The sequence below is a fragment of the Paenibacillus sp. TSM33 genome (genome assembly GCF_056099025.1).
The window spans coordinates 709,956-727,632 of record NZ_JBLZXB010000017.1; the positions used below are offsets into that span (position 1 = coordinate 709,956).

The 17,677-nt window shown below is 45.7% G+C and carries 17 protein-coding genes; 3 read left to right on the forward strand and 14 right to left on the reverse strand.

The annotated features are described in order from the left end of the window. Positions 1 to 174 precede the first annotated feature (174 nt). Complete coding sequence (locus ACN6NF_RS15260) at positions 175 to 1,923, forward strand: Rqc2 family fibronectin-binding protein (protein ID WP_474318442.1); 1,749 nt, start codon at positions 175 to 177, stop codon at positions 1,921 to 1,923. A 93-nt stretch (positions 1,924 to 2,016) separates the two neighbouring features. Here ACN6NF_RS15260 and ACN6NF_RS15265 read toward each other — a convergent pair whose 3' ends face one another. The 9 genes from ACN6NF_RS15265 to ACN6NF_RS15305 all read right to left on the reverse strand — a co-directional run bounded on the left by ACN6NF_RS15265 (position 2,017) and on the right by ACN6NF_RS15305 (position 11,252). Further along, the gene (locus ACN6NF_RS15265; RefSeq protein WP_474318443.1) at positions 2,017 to 2,886 is read right to left on the reverse strand and encodes a PHP domain-containing protein; all 870 of its coding nucleotides are present in this window, start codon (positions 2,884 to 2,886) and stop codon (positions 2,017 to 2,019) included. Between the two features lies 1 nt (position 2,887). After that, positions 2,888 to 3,844 carry a selenium metabolism-associated LysR family transcriptional regulator gene (locus ACN6NF_RS15270; RefSeq protein ID WP_474318444.1) on the reverse strand — a complete coding sequence of 319 codons (957 nt, stop codon included), beginning with the start codon at positions 3,842 to 3,844 and terminating at the stop codon, positions 2,888 to 2,890. A gap of 203 nt (positions 3,845 to 4,047) precedes the next feature. Then, the gene (locus ACN6NF_RS15275) at positions 4,048 to 4,485 is read right to left on the reverse strand and encodes a hypothetical protein (RefSeq protein WP_013371860.1); all 438 of its coding nucleotides are present in this window, start codon (positions 4,483 to 4,485) and stop codon (positions 4,048 to 4,050) included. 229 nt (positions 4,486 to 4,714) lie between these two features. Then, the gene (locus ACN6NF_RS15280; protein ID WP_017427798.1) at positions 4,715 to 4,975 is read right to left on the reverse strand and encodes a YlbG family protein; all 261 of its coding nucleotides are present in this window, start codon (positions 4,973 to 4,975) and stop codon (positions 4,715 to 4,717) included. A 34-nt stretch (positions 4,976 to 5,009) separates the two neighbouring features. Continuing rightward, entirely contained in the window at positions 5,010 to 5,450 is a 441-nt protein-coding gene (locus tag ACN6NF_RS15285; protein ID WP_474318445.1) for a YlbF/YmcA family competence regulator, read from the reverse strand. Positions 5,451 to 5,557: 107 nt separating this feature from the next. Further along, positions 5,558 to 7,543 (reverse strand): helicase-associated domain-containing protein, encoded by a 1,986-nt coding sequence (locus ACN6NF_RS15290; protein WP_474318446.1) that lies wholly within the window; start codon positions 7,541 to 7,543, stop codon positions 5,558 to 5,560. 6 nt (positions 7,544 to 7,549) lie between these two features. Next, the gene (locus ACN6NF_RS15295) at positions 7,550 to 9,373 is read right to left on the reverse strand and encodes a DNA repair helicase XPB (RefSeq protein ID WP_474318447.1); all 1,824 of its coding nucleotides are present in this window, start codon (positions 9,371 to 9,373) and stop codon (positions 7,550 to 7,552) included. Positions 9,374 to 9,533: 160 nt separating this feature from the next. Further along, the gene (locus ACN6NF_RS15300) at positions 9,534 to 9,962 is read right to left on the reverse strand and encodes a CBS domain-containing protein (protein ID WP_474318448.1); all 429 of its coding nucleotides are present in this window, start codon (positions 9,960 to 9,962) and stop codon (positions 9,534 to 9,536) included. Positions 9,963 to 10,046: 84 nt separating this feature from the next. Next, positions 10,047 to 11,252: a M20 family metallopeptidase gene (locus ACN6NF_RS15305; RefSeq protein ID WP_474318449.1), complete on the reverse strand. Its 1,206-nt coding sequence runs from the start codon at positions 11,250 to 11,252 to the stop codon at positions 10,047 to 10,049. 247 nt (positions 11,253 to 11,499) lie between these two features. Here ACN6NF_RS15305 and ftsW point away from each other — a divergent pair, with 247 nt between their 5' ends. Then, on the forward strand, positions 11,500 to 12,762 hold the full coding sequence (gene ftsW, locus ACN6NF_RS15310; protein ID WP_474318450.1) for a putative lipid II flippase FtsW: 1,263 nt from the start codon (positions 11,500 to 11,502) through the stop codon (positions 12,760 to 12,762). Positions 12,763 to 12,988: 226 nt separating this feature from the next. On the opposite strand, the gene ACN6NF_RS15315 is transcribed toward ftsW, so the two are convergent. Further along, positions 12,989 to 13,354, reverse strand: coding sequence for an Asp23/Gls24 family envelope stress response protein (locus tag ACN6NF_RS15315; RefSeq protein WP_013310912.1), 366 nt, complete (start codon positions 13,352 to 13,354; stop codon positions 12,989 to 12,991). 192 nt (positions 13,355 to 13,546) lie between these two features. Here ACN6NF_RS15315 and cax point away from each other — a divergent pair, with 192 nt between their 5' ends. Beyond that, entirely contained in the window at positions 13,547 to 14,617 is a 1,071-nt protein-coding gene (cax, locus tag ACN6NF_RS15320) for a calcium/proton exchanger (protein ID WP_474318451.1), read from the forward strand. A gap of 231 nt (positions 14,618 to 14,848) precedes the next feature. On the opposite strand, the gene ACN6NF_RS15325 is transcribed toward cax, so the two are convergent. The 4 genes from ACN6NF_RS15325 to ACN6NF_RS15340 all read right to left on the reverse strand — a co-directional run bounded on the left by ACN6NF_RS15325 (position 14,849) and on the right by ACN6NF_RS15340 (position 17,630). Beyond that, entirely contained in the window at positions 14,849 to 15,139 is a 291-nt protein-coding gene (locus tag ACN6NF_RS15325; RefSeq protein WP_007431028.1) for an Fpa/YlaN family protein, read from the reverse strand. 140 nt (positions 15,140 to 15,279) lie between these two features. Continuing rightward, on the reverse strand, positions 15,280 to 15,522 hold the full coding sequence (locus ACN6NF_RS15330; RefSeq protein WP_474319067.1) for an HPr family phosphocarrier protein: 243 nt from the start codon (positions 15,520 to 15,522) through the stop codon (positions 15,280 to 15,282). A 91-nt stretch (positions 15,523 to 15,613) separates the two neighbouring features. Next, positions 15,614 to 16,729, reverse strand: coding sequence for an aminopeptidase (locus tag ACN6NF_RS15335; RefSeq protein ID WP_013371870.1), 1,116 nt, complete (start codon positions 16,727 to 16,729; stop codon positions 15,614 to 15,616). Between the two features lie 76 nt (positions 16,730 to 16,805). Next, positions 16,806 to 17,630 carry a hypothetical protein gene (locus ACN6NF_RS15340; protein ID WP_474319068.1) on the reverse strand — a complete coding sequence of 275 codons (825 nt, stop codon included), beginning with the start codon at positions 17,628 to 17,630 and terminating at the stop codon, positions 16,806 to 16,808. Positions 17,631 to 17,677 lie beyond the last annotated feature (47 nt).

A 17,677-nucleotide genomic window follows, 5' to 3' on the forward strand; every position in this document is an offset into this window, starting at 1 on the left:
GCTGCCCGTTATTATATTTTTGTGCCACGATTGCTGATATGCTGGACAGACTTTCTTGATTCAATCTATTCGGACAGGACTCGAAATATCACAAAGCCGCTTAAGTTTTGTCCCAAAGTTATGTATCATAGAAGGAAGGCGAAAATACATTTGCTTCAAAGGAGAACATACATTATGGCATTGGACGGAATTGTAACCCGCGCTATCGTACACGAATTGCAAGCCATCCGGGGCGGGCGCATTAATAAAATACATCAGCCAAACGAACGCGATATCGTGCTGAACCTGCGGGCACAAGGTGGGAGTGTAAAACTGTTGCTGTCGGCTAATCCGACATTTCCGCGCGTACATTTTACAGAGCAAAGTTTTCTCAATCCGACAGAAGCTCCCATGTTTTGTATGCTTCTTCGCAAACATTGCGAAGGAGGCATTATTGAGAACATTACGCAGGTGGGCATGGAGCGCATAATTCATATGGATATACGTCAGCGTGATGAGCTGGGGGATATTTCATTTAAGCGCATTATTATTGAAGTAATGGGTAGACATAGCAACATTATTTTGCTTGACCCGGAAACAGGTGTGATGCTGGATGGCATTCATCATGTCACACCCTCTATCAGCAGCTATCGGGTCGTTATGCCAGGCTTTCAATACACAGAGCCTCCTGAACAAAACAAGCTAGATCCACTAGAAGTCGAAGAAGCAGCCTTCTTTTCCTCGTATCAAGCAGCCATTGAGGCGGAAGAAGCTCCCAAACGCTGGATCGTGAACACTTTTACCGGACTTAGTCCCCTCATTGCTGAAGAGATACTAATCCGAGCATCTAATGAAGAAGCTTCTGGTGACAAGGATCGTCGACTGTGGAGGGCATTCAGTGACATCATGGATGACGTGCGGAATCATCATTTTCAGCCGGTATCTGGACTGAACGCACAAGATAAAGTAATATTTTCAGCCATCCCACTGACGTTGATCCAAGGAGAACGTAAGGAATACGCTACCATCAGCGAGTGTATGGAGGACTTTTTCGGTGAAAAAGCAGAAAGGGACACGGTTAAGCAAAAGGTTAGCGACCTCCTGCGCTTTCTGCAAAACGAGCGGAGCAAAAACGTAAAAAAACTCGATCATCTTCATCAGGATTTGACCGAAGCGGAAGATGCCGATCAATTTCGGATTTACGGAGAGCTGCTGTTCGCTTCACTGCATGAGGTAAAAAAGGGGGACAAAGAAGTAACACTCACTAACTTTTATGACGAGGAACAGGGTGCAATCACCATTCCATTGGACCCGCTACTCAACCCTTCAGATAATGCACAACGTTATTTTAAAAAGTACAACAAATATAAAAACAGCCTGGCTGTTATTGACGAACAACTAGCAAAAACACACGAAGAAATTCGTTATATGGACAATCTTCTTCAGCAGCTAGCCCATGCCTCTATCAACGACATTGAGGAAATACGTGAAGAACTGGTTCAGCAAGGCTATCTTAGAGATCGGGTTAAAAAAGGAAAGAAAAAGAAGAAAAATGACCGTCCGACCTTACACGTATATACATCATCCGAAGGCATCGAGCTGCTGGTCGGCAAAAATAACTTGCAGAATGAATATGTGACCAACCGACTGGCCGGACCCAATGACACGTGGTTGCATACAAAAGATATTCCAGGGTCACACGTCGTTATTCGTGCCGAGAAATTCGGAGATGCAACATTGGAGGAAGCAGCTCAACTGGCTGCCTATTTTAGCCAAGCCAAGCAGTCCAGCAGCGTACCTGTAGATGCCACCTTGATTCGGCATGTACGCAAGCCCAGCGGAGCGAAGCCCGGCTTTGTCATCTACGATCATCAGCGTACGCTCTTTATCACACCTGATGAGGAACTGGTCAAAAAGCTGCCGAATCGCATCAAAAACGGCTAGATCCCACCAGTATATGGAATCCAAAAAAAAGCCCCTTTGCCCTTTGCACGGTACACTTCTTGTGTTCCATGCGGTAGGCAAGGGGCTTTTCATTTACTTTTGTCCAACCGCAGCCTTTCTCAATTCCTCAACAACCTGACCATCCACACTACGGCTACCCAAATCACCGTGGAAAATCACACCTTGGCGTGCACCGTGAAAATCCGAGCCACCCGTTGCGATAAGCCGGTAATGCAGCGCCATTGCAGTGTATCGGCTCTCAGCCTCAGCATCATGATCTGAATGGCGCACCTCCAACCCTACAGGCTTCGCTGCCTCTATAATGGAGCGTACCAGTTCATCATTTCCATACAAGCCAGGGTGAGCCACTACAGGCACCCCTCTTGCTTCACGAATCCAGCTTATAGCCTCCACAGGCTCTACACGAGGTACAGATACGTATCCGGGTGCACCTTCTGCCAAGTAACGGTCAAACGCATCCCGCATGTCCTTCGCGTACCCTTTTTGAACCAGGGTATCTGCCATATGCGGACGTCCAATGCTTTCATCTGGCGCTAGTGGTCTGCCCATTGTAGCCACCACCTCATCTAGCGTGATTTCCACGCCCAAGCTACGCAATCGGCTCAAAATCAAATCATTACGGGTATCCCGCGCCTGTCTCAGCTTTTCCAACCGCTCCAAAAACATTTTATTACGGTAGTCCATAAAATAACCTAATATATGAATATCTTTGCCGCCAGCACGTGTACTGATTTCCACACCCGGCACCACAGTCATTCCAAGGCGTCTTCCCTCCTCCAAGGCTTCCTCCAAACCGGCCACCGTATCATGATCTGTAATAGCCACACCGGCCAGCCCTTTTTCCTTCGCCCAGCGCACATTATCAGCAGGTGATTGCATACCGTCAGATGCTTGGGTGTGTGTATGTAAATCATATCGTTGTAAATTCATCCGTTCCTTCATTTCACAAATTCTCCTCCTCTTTCATCTCTGCATGCTTGTCCAGCGATTCCTCAAATACGTCCATTCCCTGATCATGACGACGCAAGTAAGACAGAAAAGTGACTACCGGGATCGGCAACAACGCTGATTTCAAATGAATTGCGTAAAATTCTCGTTTGAAGGTAATATCTGAAATATTTACAATTTTCAATAACCCGAGCGCAACCTCATGTTTGACTGAAGAAGGTGACAGCATAGTAATCCCCAGTCCTGCCTCTACCGCTGATTTAACCGCTCCAGTGCTGCCCATTTCCATTACGATATCAAGTCGAGAAGCATCCGCACCACGACTTTTCAGTCCGTCTTCTATAACTTGTCGTGTACCAGAACCTTTTTCTCTGGCTACAAAAGGGTGCTTGAATACATCTTCTAAAACTACTTTTTTGGCCTTGGCCAGCACATGTCCCGAAGGAACAATCAACTTCAGTTCGTCCTGCATCACAGATTCCACTACAATATCCGGGTGTTGAACCGGAGCCTCAATCAGCCCTAAATTCAACTGATGTTTTAGTATATCATCCATAATTTGAGTCGTATTCATTACATTCATTGCCATGCGTATGTGAGGGTATTCCTGACCAAACGGCCCCAACATTCTTGGCACAATATACTCACCAATCGTTAGGCTGGCGCCAATATGCAATCTTCCCTCCAGCATGTGAGTAAAAGCAGACATCGCTTCGTCAGCTTCCCTGATCAGTTGCATACTTCTTTTGGCAAAAGGCAGTAATGTCGATCCTGCCTCCGAAAGCTCAATTTTTTTAGTCGATCGGTGCAGTAGCTTCGTGCCAAAATAATCTTCCAAAGACTGAATTTGCATCGTCACCGCTGGTTGCGTCATATGCAACGCTTGCGCCGCCGCCGAGAAGCTTCCGCGCTCCGCTACGGTATAAAAAATGTGCAGCTGATGAAAGTTCATACTGACAGCCCTCTCCCCTCTGATCTCCTTATTTTATCACAAGAAAAACGTCTGGCGAATAATTTCCGAGTAAACTTACCGAATTGGGGAGTTATATGCTGGCAAAATAAAAAAAGCATGCAGCTGATAACTGCATACTTCTACACAAACTCGACGGTGTCAATAAGCACGCTTTCTAATGGAACCGTCCGCCAAATCACCGTCTATTTTTGCTTACGAGTGCTTTTCATCAGTGTCATGCGCCGCGAATGGCGCAGCCAGGAATAGTAGGACTTCAAGTCCCTTAATTCGATCGTCTCTGACATGCGACCCAAAAAGGTAATGATAATCATCTTATGAAGCGGATTTCCCGCAATGTCCATCTCACCTGGCAACTCACCAAACTCGGCGACAACGACCAGATCACCATCAATTAAATATACATCCTCTTCATTATGATAGTAGGACTCCATCCTGTTTTGCTTCAGGCACTCCCAAAGCCAGGCGGCGATATGATTCGTCTCGGACTGTTTCTGCTCTACCCGATCTAAATAACGTGTTTTCGCATGATTTGTAATCACGATATCGGCGACTTTCTTATCGCCCATCTCCACGTAGAACGGTTCGTATGTACTCCATCGCTGCATTGCCTTGTCACGCACGGGATCACTCTCCCCACCAGATAGGTCTTTATATCTACCAATATATTCATATGTTACCTCAACAGACCCGGGACTACAAGTTACAAAATTGAAGTTTATGGGTGTTTTTTAAAGATTTTTTAGGTCTAACAGCATTAAGATTAGTATGCAAAAGTCCTGGCTTCACAAAAAAAAGCCAGCCCGTAGGCTGACCTTTATTAAGAATTCTGAATGTATAGACAATCAAAGCTTATATTTCATATTCTTTCATCTTTTCCTTATCGTCGTTGTACTCCGTCCTAATCTCATTTCGGAAAGAGCGCTCAACCTTACGTACATAGGAAAGTCTGCGAATATTTTTAACGGTGTCCTCTGCCCGATCCGCATTCATATAAATAACTACATAATGCATACGCTTTGAAATATAGTGGACATTTCCGTATTTCTCCAGATTGCGGGCAGCCTTGATATCGCTTACCCAAATGATGTACCCTGTCCGCTCGGCAAACATTCGCTTCATCTCCCCTCCGTATCATTCCTATGGCCTATCCGCAGGAGCATTTCCCTCCGCTGCCGCATCCGCCCTTTTTCACATTCGGGTCGTTGCTCGGCACCTTAATGGTCTCGGACACGGAATATGCAATCGTTTCAGACATGGCATGAAGCATATCATCCAGCGTCTTTTCGGCTCGCTTGAACTCCTTAACAGCCTCAAATTGTTCCAGCTCAAGTTCAACGGCCTGCACTGCGTCCTTCGCTTCATGATAGTTGGGATGAAAATGCCCAAAACGCTCCGTTTCAGCGAAAAGCTCCTTTTTGGCATCCAGCTTGCGTACACACGCCTGAATAGACGGGTTCAATTCCACACGCTGCTTCCAATATAAATAATCCGATACCTCAAAGGACCGGTTGACCATATCGCCCAATTCATAGGCGTTAATAAGCACTTCTGCCATATTGACCGTGTTCAATTCGGCTACGCTCATGAATGTCATCTCACTTTATATAAAGTTCTACCCAATAAAAGTAGACTCATTTATCATACCACATCCTTCTTTTGAGAAGAAGGAGTTTCATGCACTTCCTGACACGACTATGTAAAAGGAACCAACAACCTCATATCGGACCAATCCCTTGGCTGCAAGGTCGCACGAGAAGGTGTTTCCTCATCCATTCCTGAAGCGTACCAGCCTGTGACACTCCAGGGATCGCCCGAAACCACCGATTCCGGTATCCATTTAACCTCTTTCCCACTAATACGCAATCCCACCGCCGCCTGCCAACGGATCGCTTGCTCCATCAACTGCCTGGAAGTGGACGTATGGTAACTCCTCCATTCTTTTGTCCATGAAGAGGGTACTGTAGATCTTTCCGGGAAATAGTCAGACGGATCAGGCAGGGTGTGCTCTTGTTCATAAAAATGCAACGTGCGCCCTGTGTAAACCAGACCAGCTCTTCCCTCTTGCGAAAATAGGGAACGACCTGCTTCTAGGTTCTCTGTCTCCGTCAAAAGTGGATAATGATGAGCTGGCTCATCCGCACCTTTTGGCTCAAGACGCGGACTTAATCCAATTGCAGCGAGCGCTTTTCGTATTTTGTCAGCAGAGCGTACCGGGATAATAAAATCTTTGTCGCCGAGTCGCTCCAGTAATCCTTCCAGTGCAGGATGACGCGCAACCATGTCCGCATCCTCCTGAGTACCGCATCGCAGAAGTGTTACCGTTGCAAAAGCCGTTCGTCCGACATCGCCTGACCACTGCTCTACTGCCAGCCGTACATGTTCTGGCACCCCTGTCCGACTGTACTTGTCCAAAAGAGCGGGAATCGCCTTGGCCTCCATGCCCAGCTCGATTGCCTCTGTAATACTCTCTCTGGTGATCCGATATACTACCATCCGGTCTCCTGTCACACGCTGACAGCAGCATTCCAATTGCCAGCGCACATCATATGCGACATCTGGCGGTACCAATATTTCAAAATCAGGCTGCACATAAAAGGCACCTTGCTCTTGATAAGTATCCTCGTCATGATAGGGACGAAGCAGATCTGTCGCAGAGACATTCCAGCGAAAACACAATTCGCCTGATGTGGTCTGACCCCAATCCCCCATTCCAAAAGCCGTCAGGGCCTTCAACCAACCCTTTATATCTTCCATAAAAGGTTCATTAAAATTAAAATCAGATACTGTTTCATCCGCAAGCCCATCGAGGTTTGCGATTGTAGGAACAATGTCTATAAGGGTACTGTTTGTGGAATCATCTCCCTTTAAACGATTTTGCGGGATTAAGCCTACCTGAAGCATCCATTGCAGCAGATACTGAATAGATATCCATCCGTCTGTTCCTACATACTGCGAGACGGCACACAGCATATAGCGAAAATGCTGTATGGGCGCTTCAGCCTTGCCGTACCTTTCCATGAGAGTGGCAAAAATATGCTTGCGCATTTGCCCCGCAGACAAACGAATCCATGTCGCCAGTTCCGCCTCCTGAATGCGAAAAGACACTGTTTCTTTCACTAACAGCCCCAAACTGAGTAGTAAATCGATCATGACCACCGTTTGTACTGGATATAGCTCGGCATGCGCATAATGCAACCCAAGTCCCTCCAGGTCCTCCGGACGAAAGGGGGTCAGTTCATTCAATTTTTGCAATGACCGTTTATGTATGGTTCCTTTGGCCGTCAAAGGAACGCCCTGTATCGCAATACGTGACAACACATGCAGTAACTCTGACTCCAGTCCTGTCATTGCTTCATGTACCGTTATCGGATGATCTGTATGTATCCCGTTCATTGGAGTTTGCTCTAACAACATATCGTACAGAGCGGGTAGCCGATCAACCGGAATATATAAAATCCGTTCGCCCCACGATTTGGTGACTGCCTCCAGCCACCCCCGAGAGCGAAGCCCATGCAGTGCCAGTTTTGTTTCGACTCCGCTTAACGCACCTTGGGTAAGCTGCATAGGCTCCTCTTCCTTCATAGGCTGTGCCGCATACCGGACAAAGCATCGTCTAAGCACCAGCAGCTCATCCGCTGAAAGCTCATTCCAGTTGCCTTGCGTACTCATTACGTCCATCCTTGGTTAGGCCTCCTTTTTCTTTCCGCCATCTTCAATCTCATCCTCCTGGCTTCTGCCAGCCATCGTCCCATCAAACCTGCGAATCGCATATTCATAGCCCTGTTCAATCAGAAACAGCTGACGACGTGCTGCAAAATCCATCTCTTTACTGTTCTCCGTCACTAATGCATAAAAATAAGCTTTATTGTCGCCTGGCTTTGGTCGTAAAATGCGGCCAAGTCGCTGCGCCTCTTCCTGACGGGAGCCAAAGCTGCCCGATACCTCTATCGCTACTGCTGCATCCGGCAAATCGACTGCAAAGTTTGCTACCTTGGATACTAATAAGGTTTGAATATTACCCTTGCGAAACGCATCGAACCAACGCACCCGCTCGCTCTGAGTCATGGAACCCGTAATCAGTGGGACGTCCAGCTCCTGAGCCAATTTACGTAACTGGTCTAAATATTGACCAATAATAAGTGTTGGTATCCCCTTGTGTTTCTCCACCAGACTGCGTACTGCCTCCATCTTAGCCGGATTTTCGGCTGCAATTCGGTATTGCTGTCTGCCTTCAGCACGCATACTTTTCTCCAAAAGGTCAGCGGTCATGGGCAAACGCAGTTCTACACAATCGACCTGTGCAATCCAGCCCTGTCGCTCCAGTTCCTTCCACGGCATATCGTACCGTTTGGGTCCAATTAAAGAGAACACATCCCGCTCACACCCATCCTCTCGAACTAACGTAGCTGTTAATCCCAAACGACGGGTAGCCTGAATATCGGCCGTGGCTCGAAATACTGGCGCAGGCAGCAAATGTACCTCATCATATATAATGAGTCCCCACTTCCGCTCACTCAGCAGTTTCATATGTTCAAACTCTCCATCTTTGGTGCGCCGATGCGTCAAAATCTGGTAGGTTGCCACCGTTATCGGTCGCACCTCCTTTTTCTGACCACTGTATTCCCCAATAGAATCGACAGGAATATTTGTCTTTTGCTTCAGTTCCTCGATCCATTGCCGCACAGAAATAGTATTAGAAGTTAAAATAAGCACCTCGCACTGAAGTCGATTCATCACTGCCATACCGATCACTGTTTTTCCGGCTCCGCATGGGAGCACTAGTACACCACTCCCCCCTAAGCCGTCTGTGCCTTCAAATGCATCAGCAGCTTTCACCTGGTAATCACGAAGCTGCAACTCCGTTTGTCCCTTCCCCAAGGTAAAACGAAGCAGATTCCCCTCAAGATAACCTGCCGTATCCACAACGGGATATCCCAAGCGAGTTAATTCCTGCTTGAGCAAACCACGATTTTCGGGCGGTACGGATGCGCTTGTCTCATTGGTGCGAAGCAAACCAAGCTGTTTTAGCTCTTTCTTGTTCAATAGCTCATCCAGTAAAGTTGGAGTCTCTACTGCCAAGATCAAGTGATCACCTATTGTGTATGTGTTGGCTTTCCTCGCCTTTGTATCTCTGTCTGACTCTTGCTCATCACGATGCGCGTCAATCGTATCTGTGTCGTAAGTTTGTTCTTCTTTTGCACTCGCCCGTGACAGCGTCAACGTCCCATAACGAGAAACAAGCTGTTCAATATCCTTCAACAAATCACGCGGAATATCCCAACGGGACATAGCGTGCAAACTATTTTGAATGTCCTCAGCACTCCACCCGAGAGCGGCTGCGTTCCAGAGCGACAATGGAGTGATGTGATATGTATGAAAAGCGGACGGACTTTTTACCAGCTCCGCATAAATCTGCAACTGTGAACGAGCCCATTCCGAATCAGGCAAACCCATTTCCAGCAAAACGGTAAAATCACGTTGTACAATACAAGGATGATCGGGATTCATGACTACCTCCTGACACTCAAAAGTTCTATAATAAATAGCTTATCCGTTTATTCGGATATCAACCGGAATAGCAAGGAGTCCAACCCACACTCGGGTTGAACTCCTGATCAGAAGCTCGGGATAGAGACCGTCCCAAACTGGTGCCTACTATATTATCCTTTTAGTGAACCTGCTCGGAAATATGGCTAAGCGCCTCTCCAGCGTTATCTGCAAAAATATTACGAACCGCCAAATCCCCGATCGAAACAATCCCGATCAGACGATCTCCTTCTGTCACGGGCAAACGACGGATTTGCTGCTCTGCCATCAGTTCAGCTGCCTGGTCCACCGACATGTCCACACTAGCTGTACGAATACCTGTCGTCATTACCGCATCAACTGAGCTGGAACCGGAATGCTTGTCCGCATAACCACGAACGACAAGATCACGGTCCGTTATAACACCGATCAACTTGTCACTGCCTTCTCTTTCCACAACTGGGATAAAACCAGTATCATTGTCCTTCATTTTGACTGCAACCTCATAAATATTGTCTTGTGGGGTCACCGTTACACATTTTTTAGTCATAACTTCCTGAACCTTTTTCATGGGTACTCCCTCCTTTTCAAGAGTAGGTTACCCCATTTCATTCACCTCATACTCCGGGTTGACCCGTTCCCAATTCAACTCATATTAGCCGTTAATTGCCCCTGCTTTTCGTTCCGCTGCGTATCCGGTAGACATGGCAATAAATAAACGAACCGCATTAATCATGGCAGCCTCATCAAAATCAAATTTTGGATGGTGGTGCGGATAAATTGCACCTTTGGCCGGATTACCCGCCCCTACGAACATAAAACAACCTGGCACACGTTCCAAATAATACGCAAAATCTTCGGCAGGCATCAACTTTGGCGCTTCCTGTACATTCCCCTCGCCGAACACAAGCTTTGCTTCCTTAAAAAAGCGAGATGCTTCTTGCGTATCATTAACAACTGGCGGGTATCCCATAATGTAACGAATCTTTGCTGATGTCCCGTATGTTGCTGCTGTAAGCTCAGTTACCTTATGCAGTCGCTCCTTCATGACCGTCCGGGTCTGCTCATCAAACGTACGAATGGTTCCACTCAAGCGACAGGTTTCCGCAATTACATTTTGCGCTGAGCCCCCTTGGATCGTTCCCACCGTCAACACAGCAGGCTTTAACGGGTCGATTGAACGGCTTACGATACTTTGTAGTTGCATAACAAGAGCTGAACCTGCCACCACACTATCATTAGTGGACTGGGGCATACCACCATGCCCACCCTTACCTGCAATTTCAATATAAAAATCGTCGGCCGCCGCCATCAACGGCCCTGCACAACTCGCAGCGGTCCCGACCGAGAATGGTGTCCATAAATGGATGCCATAAATGACATCCACACCTTCCAGTACACCATCTTTGATGACATTGACCGCACCTCCAGGCAACAATTCCTCCGCAGGCTGGAACAAAAACCGGATTTCTCCTTCCAACTCATCGCGGTTCAGACTGTAATAGTATGCTGTCCCAAGCAAAACAGACGTATGTCCATCATGTCCGCAAGCATGCATAGCCCCATCCACGCTGGAGCGATATTCACATTCCTTTTCATCCTGAATAGGAAGAGCGTCCATATCGGCGCGCAACATAACCACAGGTCCAGGTTTGGCACCACGAATGGTACCTACAACACCATGTCCCCCTACCTGTCGGCGAACATCTAACCCCCAGTTCTCTAGCTTGTCCGCTACAAAAGCGGCAGTTTTGCTTTCCTGAAAAGAAATTTCGGGATTCTTATGTAAATGTCTACGCCACTCCACCATGTTTTCTTGTAATTGATCGAACCAGGTTTGGTCCATCGCCTGTTGTGTCATTATGTTCCACCTCTCCTTTTAAAACATTGGGCAAGTTTCCGATAAATCATGCAGCTTTACCCATACGCGCCGTTTCTCTCAAGTCTTTATTTTTATCCTATTGTAGCAGATATGGAATTGTTGTGATATCTGTTGCTCCAGATGGTTGCAGAAGCCTATCAAACATACTATGATAAAATGGATAAACGATAAAATGATAAACGTCTGCGAGGAATATACCTTGCGGCGAATACCGGGGGAAGCTGATATGAGAAATACGAAGCCGGAGACTCGAAGAAGAGGGACACCGGATTTCCAATTGCTGATCCTCACTTTGTTGCTGGTTGGATTCGGTGTAATCATGGTATTTAGCTCCAGCTCCAGCGTAGCTCTGCTGAATAAAGAATACAATTTTGACTCTTTATATTTTGTAAAGCGCCAGTCCGCATTTGCTATACTTGGACTTTTTATTATGCTGGTAGCTATGAATATTAAGATGGAAAAATATAAAAAGCTTTTTGTGCCTTTATTTTTCATAACCATATTACTGCTAATCATCGTTCTTTTTACAGGCTCTCTGAATGGTGCAAAAAGCTGGCTCAGATTTGGTAGTATTGGCTTCCAGCCAACAGAACTCGCAAAGATATCCATCATCCTTTACTTATCCGCGCTGATTGTCAAAAAAGGAGATCGATTTAGAGATTTGCGGACTGGCTACATACCTGTAACTGTCATTGTAGGCTCTGTCGCAGGACTCATCATGCTTCAACCGGATTTAGGCTCCTGCTTTATTTTGGTAGCCACCAGTGGCCTGATTATTTATGCCGGGGGAGCCAGCGTCAAACACATTACAGCATCCATCATCCTGCTTGTGTTAGGGGCTTCCATCGTATTTGGTATTGGATCGTTGTTTGGAGGAGATTCCGAAAGCGCAAATGGACAAGCTACTGCTGCCAAGCAAGATTATAAAATCGGACGCTTTCAAGCCTTTCTTAATCCCGAAAAGTATAGACAAGGAACGGGATACAATCTGGTGCAGTCCTTGCAAGCAATTGGCGAAGGCGGCTTAAACGGATCAGGATTTGGTAAAGGCATTATCAAGCTTCATTATTTGCCCAATTCGTTTAATGATTTTATCTTTTCTGTCATTGGTGAAGAATTCGGATTTATCGGAACAGCCATTTTCCTAATGCTATATTTGTATTTCATTTGGCGAGGCATGATCATTGCTCTGCGTTGCCATGATCCGTTCGGAACGTTGGTGGGCACTGGCATCATGGGTTTGATCGCCATTCAGGCCTTCATTAATATCGGCGGAGTAACACAAACGATTCCAATCACTGGCGTAACCCTTCCGTTTATTAGCTTTGGTGGTTCCTCCCTGCTCGTCATGATGTTTTCCATGGGCATCATGCTCAGTATTTCTCGTGAGAACACCAAACAAGCAGTGCAAGAACGCACTACAGGGGTAACTGTCCGTAATGAAGTCCCCACTCGCTTTCAAACTCGTAGAGCCAACCGTTACCGCTAAAAAAAGAACTTCCATATGACCACTATTCACGGTGGCATTGGAAGTTCTTTTTTTGTATATGTATATAACTACAGGTCCGTCTGCAAAATGTTATCCAGCAGATTCACAAAACGAAAACTGGCGTTTTAAAACCACCAGTTTTCGTGTTCTTATGCGGATTATCCCAGGAAATTCCCGGCATTTATGGCATGAGTGAAAAATGATCATTTAGCATACAATGGTTTTATTACACTGCATCGTCCTTGAATGCGACACCTTCCACTTTAACGTTCACTTCCACGACCCGCAACCCCGTCATGCTTTCGACGGCTTCTCGCACATTTTGCTGAAGAATTCGGGACACCTCATGAATAGGTGTTTCGTAGAGCACGATAATACGTAGATCAATGGCAGCTTCTAGTTGTCCAACCTCCACTGATACGCCCTTTTGCACATTTTTACCGCTCAGCCTTTTGGCCCAGCCTTCCGATAAGCCGCCTGACATTGCAGCAATGCCTGGTGTCTCTAATGCGGCCATTCCGGCAATTTTTCCTACGACATCGTTGGAAATCTTGATGTTTCCTGCTTCCAGTTGTTGAATTTGCTCTGCCATGACCTATGTCCCCCTTCATCCATCCTTTATTTGTATTGTAAAGCCTCAGACACTCCAAATGCAAACCTTACGTATAAAAACATCGTTCGTTTACAACCTATATCATTTTGGGTATATTAATTTAGAAAAATCCATACAAGTGACAGTATTCACCAAACTTGTACACATCTATTGATATCGAGGTGCTCTTCATTGAAAAAATGGTTATCTCCCGCTTTGCTTATAGCGACATTTGCTCTTAGTGCAGTCGCTCATTACACACATTGGAATGCCATAGCCCAATTTGTCATTTGTGCAATTTCTGTTGTATTCGTAGCCGGTTTTCTCGGTAGGGCGACTGAAAGTGTTGCTCATTATGCTGGCCAACGTTTAGGTGGATTCTTAAATGCCACCTTTGGTAACGCAGCTGAGCTGATCATCGCCATTTTTCTCGTCAAAGAAGGTCTTTACGATATGGTAAAGGCCAGTCTTACCGGTTCGATCATCGGCAATCTGCTGCTGGTGCTCGGAGCGAGTCTGTTCGCTGGCGGTTTGAAATATAAAGTACAAAATTTCAATATATCGCTGGCTGGGTTAAGTGGCTCCCTGATGATTGTGGCTGTTATTGCCTTGTTCGTTCCAGCTGTTTTTCTGAACACACATGTGATCACGGATAGCGAGTCAGATACACTCAGTCTCATTGTTGCAGGCACGCTCATTGTCGCGTATATTGCATGGCTTATTTTTTCTATGATTACGCATAAGGACTATTTAGCTGACGTGACCAAACAAAAAGATGAAGAATTACCGCATGAGCATGCCCCTGTATGGTCTAGAAATAAATCCATTGTCTATTTGGTACTCGCTACCGTTATGGTCGCTTTTGTCAGCGAATGGCTGGTAGGTACATTGGAAGTATTTACGACTCAATTTGGACTCAGCGAATTGTTCGTGGGTGCATTTCTTGTCGCTATTATTGGTAATGCGGCCGAACATAGCGCCGCCATTTTACTGGCCATGAAGAACAAAATTGGTGCATCTGTCGAAATTGCTGTCGGTAGCAGTTTGCAAATTGCCCTATTCGTTGCCCCTGTGCTGATTTTTGTCAGTTACTTTATGGGAAACACGATGAATATCGTTTTCACCACCATCGAATTGGTAGCCATTGCCGTCGCTGTATTTATCGCCAAATCCATCACCCAGGACGGCTCAACCAACTGGTATGAGGGACTCATGCTGCTGGTAGTGTATGTATTGTTAGGTGTATCCTTCTTCCTGGTGTAGCTTTCAAAGTTTTAAAATGTAGATTACATTCTAGTGACTGCTTCGCGTTTCAATTCATCTTCTGATCACTAATGCCCTTGAATTTTTAAGAGAAATATACCCCCTTAAACTGTAAAAATTCAAGGGCAAAGGTGAACGCTATAAGCGACCTCTCGTTCCCTTTTTCAAAAAATGGCATCAAAAAAAGCATGCTCTCAAACTTCGCATGCTCTCATCAATTCAACCGTCTTCCTAATTAGCCTTATTATTCATGGCCTCATATAGAATAGCCAGATTGCGTTCCAGCTCACTGACCAGCTGTTTACCTACCATTTCCGGAAGAAGTCCGGCGCGAACCGCAAAATCCACTTCCTTGGAAAATCCGTACATCTGAGTATCCAGCACTTCCTCATAGAGAGGGCAATAACGGGTTGCCAGATTCTCCATCTGTACTTCAATAAGCTTCTTTATTTTATCTGCATCTTCCTGAAGCAGATTAATGGCCTTGATATTCAATTGTTCCTGCAAATCAGATGAAGTCATGGATTCTTCCCCCCTATGTCTCAATGTCGCACAAGACGTCCTAACCTTAATATTAGACCAAATTGCAGGCTAATACAAGAACCTGACAAAAAAAGCATCCCTACAGTTACAGGTAGGGATGCTTTTGCTTCCTCAATAAGTTAGGTGGCTACTGAAATGTGCAGCCCGTGCTTCTGGAACACCTCAATAATCGCTTTTTTGGCTTCCTCGGCGTCAGGCCCGTGAACATGCAGCTCATAGCTGTGACTGCTGACCAAGGTCGTAAACAAGCCCAGTATACTTTTCACATCAATATACTTATTTTCGGAATGAAGGACGATGGAAGAAGTGAATTTGCTCGCCGTCTGTGCAATTTCAACAACCGCCGCATTATTGCTGGACATAGTGAGATCCCTCGCTTTACTGGATTGTCGTGTATCAATGCTCATTCATTATGATACATTGAAATCGCTTTCTCAGCAAGAACAGATATCGTTATTTCAAGTTTTCAGGATTTAAAGGCTCCAGCTCAGGCAGCACAAATATGCCGTCCTTACGGATTAAAACATCATCAAAATAAATTTCACCGCCACCATATTCCGGACGCTGAATCAATACCAAATCCCAATGAATCGAAGAACGGTTACCATTATCCGCCGTTTCATAAGCTTGACCTGGTGTAAAGTGCAAGCTGCCTGCAATCTTCTCGTCAAACAGAATATCCTTCATTGGGTGTAAAATGTGTGGGTTAAACCCGATGGCAAACTCGCCAATGTAGCGTGCTCCCTCATCGGAATCGAGAATATCATTTAACCGCTTTGTATCGTTGCTTGTCGCTTCCACAATTTTACCATTTTCAAAACGGAATTTAACATTTTCAAAGGTAATTCCATTATACAGGGTTTGTGCATTATAGCTAATGGTTCCGTTAACTGAATCACGTACAGGCGCGCTGTATACTTCGCCATCCGGAATATTGCATTGACCTGAACACTTAATGGCTCCGATTTGCTTGATAGAGAAGCTCAGGTCAGTACCTGGACCGCTGATCCGTACTTTGTCTGTCCGGTTCATCAGGTCTGCCAATGCATCTTGAGCCTTGTCCATTTTCGCGTAATCCAGGTTACATACATCGAAATAAAAATCTTCGAATGCTTCAGTGCTGATATTGGCCAATTGAGCCATACTGTCATTCGGATAACGCAGCACTACCCATTTTGTGTGTTTCACTCGTTGTTCGCTATGTACCGCATGCTGATAAATGGAATTATACATTTTCATTTTATCTTCCGGTACATCTGACAGATCATTTACATTTTCACCTGCACGAATTCCGATGTAACAATGCATTTGTTTCATCCGGTTAAGGTCAATTTCAGCCCAAGTTTCGAGCATTTCCTTTGTCGCATTGCGAAGCATAGCGCTCTGCACCTTACGATCTGTAAGCTGAACAAAAACATTTCCGCCTTTTTTACCAACTTCATGAATGATGGCGTTAAGCAAGTCACGCTCTGTACCAATCATTTCGATCAATACATTTTCTCCAGGCTGCACTTCAACAGAGTAACCTACTAGATTTTCCGCCAGCTTAAGTATTCGAGGATCTTTCATGTAGTGTCTCTCCTTCTTTCTTTTACTCTTTTTGAACAACGGTTAATTCAAATTCCATTGTATCATGCCCGCTCCGTTACTTGTAGTCCTCAAAAGTAACTCTGGTGATCAGAGCCTCTTGATGCAGCTCTTCATTCGCAATCTGTCGGGAAATTCGGCATTCTGATGACAGCTTTAAGGGTAAACCCGTTTGGCGATCTATAGTTAAATGGTACACAGTCTGCACACTGGAATGCTCCAACTGGTTGTTCATATCCTCACAACTCTGCTTCCATACCTGGCTCAGCTTTTGTTGCAGCTCTTGGTTCGTTTCTGTATGCTGCGTTTTTAACATCCCGATTTGAGGATTTAATGTATTCATTTCTGCCATTAAACGTTCTTTCAACCAACGCTTTGCCGAGGCAGGTTCCGGTTCAATCCTGACCACCCAGGTTCCCCGGGCAGCTCCCTTTTCCATACGAATGCTCTTATTCAGTGTGTTTAACTCCTCAAGCTCCTGAATCGGATTGAAGCGATTTAACATGCCATTTTGAACCATAGAAGTATCTCCAGATGTCAGCACAATCCATTTCCCATTTTGACGAAGAAACCGTTCATGTGTAACACCAGGCTCGGACTTATCTTCTTTCAGTGCTACATAGTCGCCTTGCTTGCGGAAAGCCTCTGCAGATCCCCAGTGCATGATCAGTTCATCGTGATTTCTTAGCTTCCCGCGATATTCAAACTGTTTAGTCGTAGGCAGGCCGCCGTCAGCTCTAATTCCAGTCTGTCCGGTAAATGTTATCCCCTCTCTGCCAGCCATTCCTGCAACAGCTCTTCTAAAAATCTGCTCAGGAGTATATTGTCGATCCAGTCCACAACCGCTTAACACACATATAATTAGAAACACACAGCCCCGCATTACCCATTGCTTTCTCCAATGCATACCATCATCCGTCCTATCCTAAA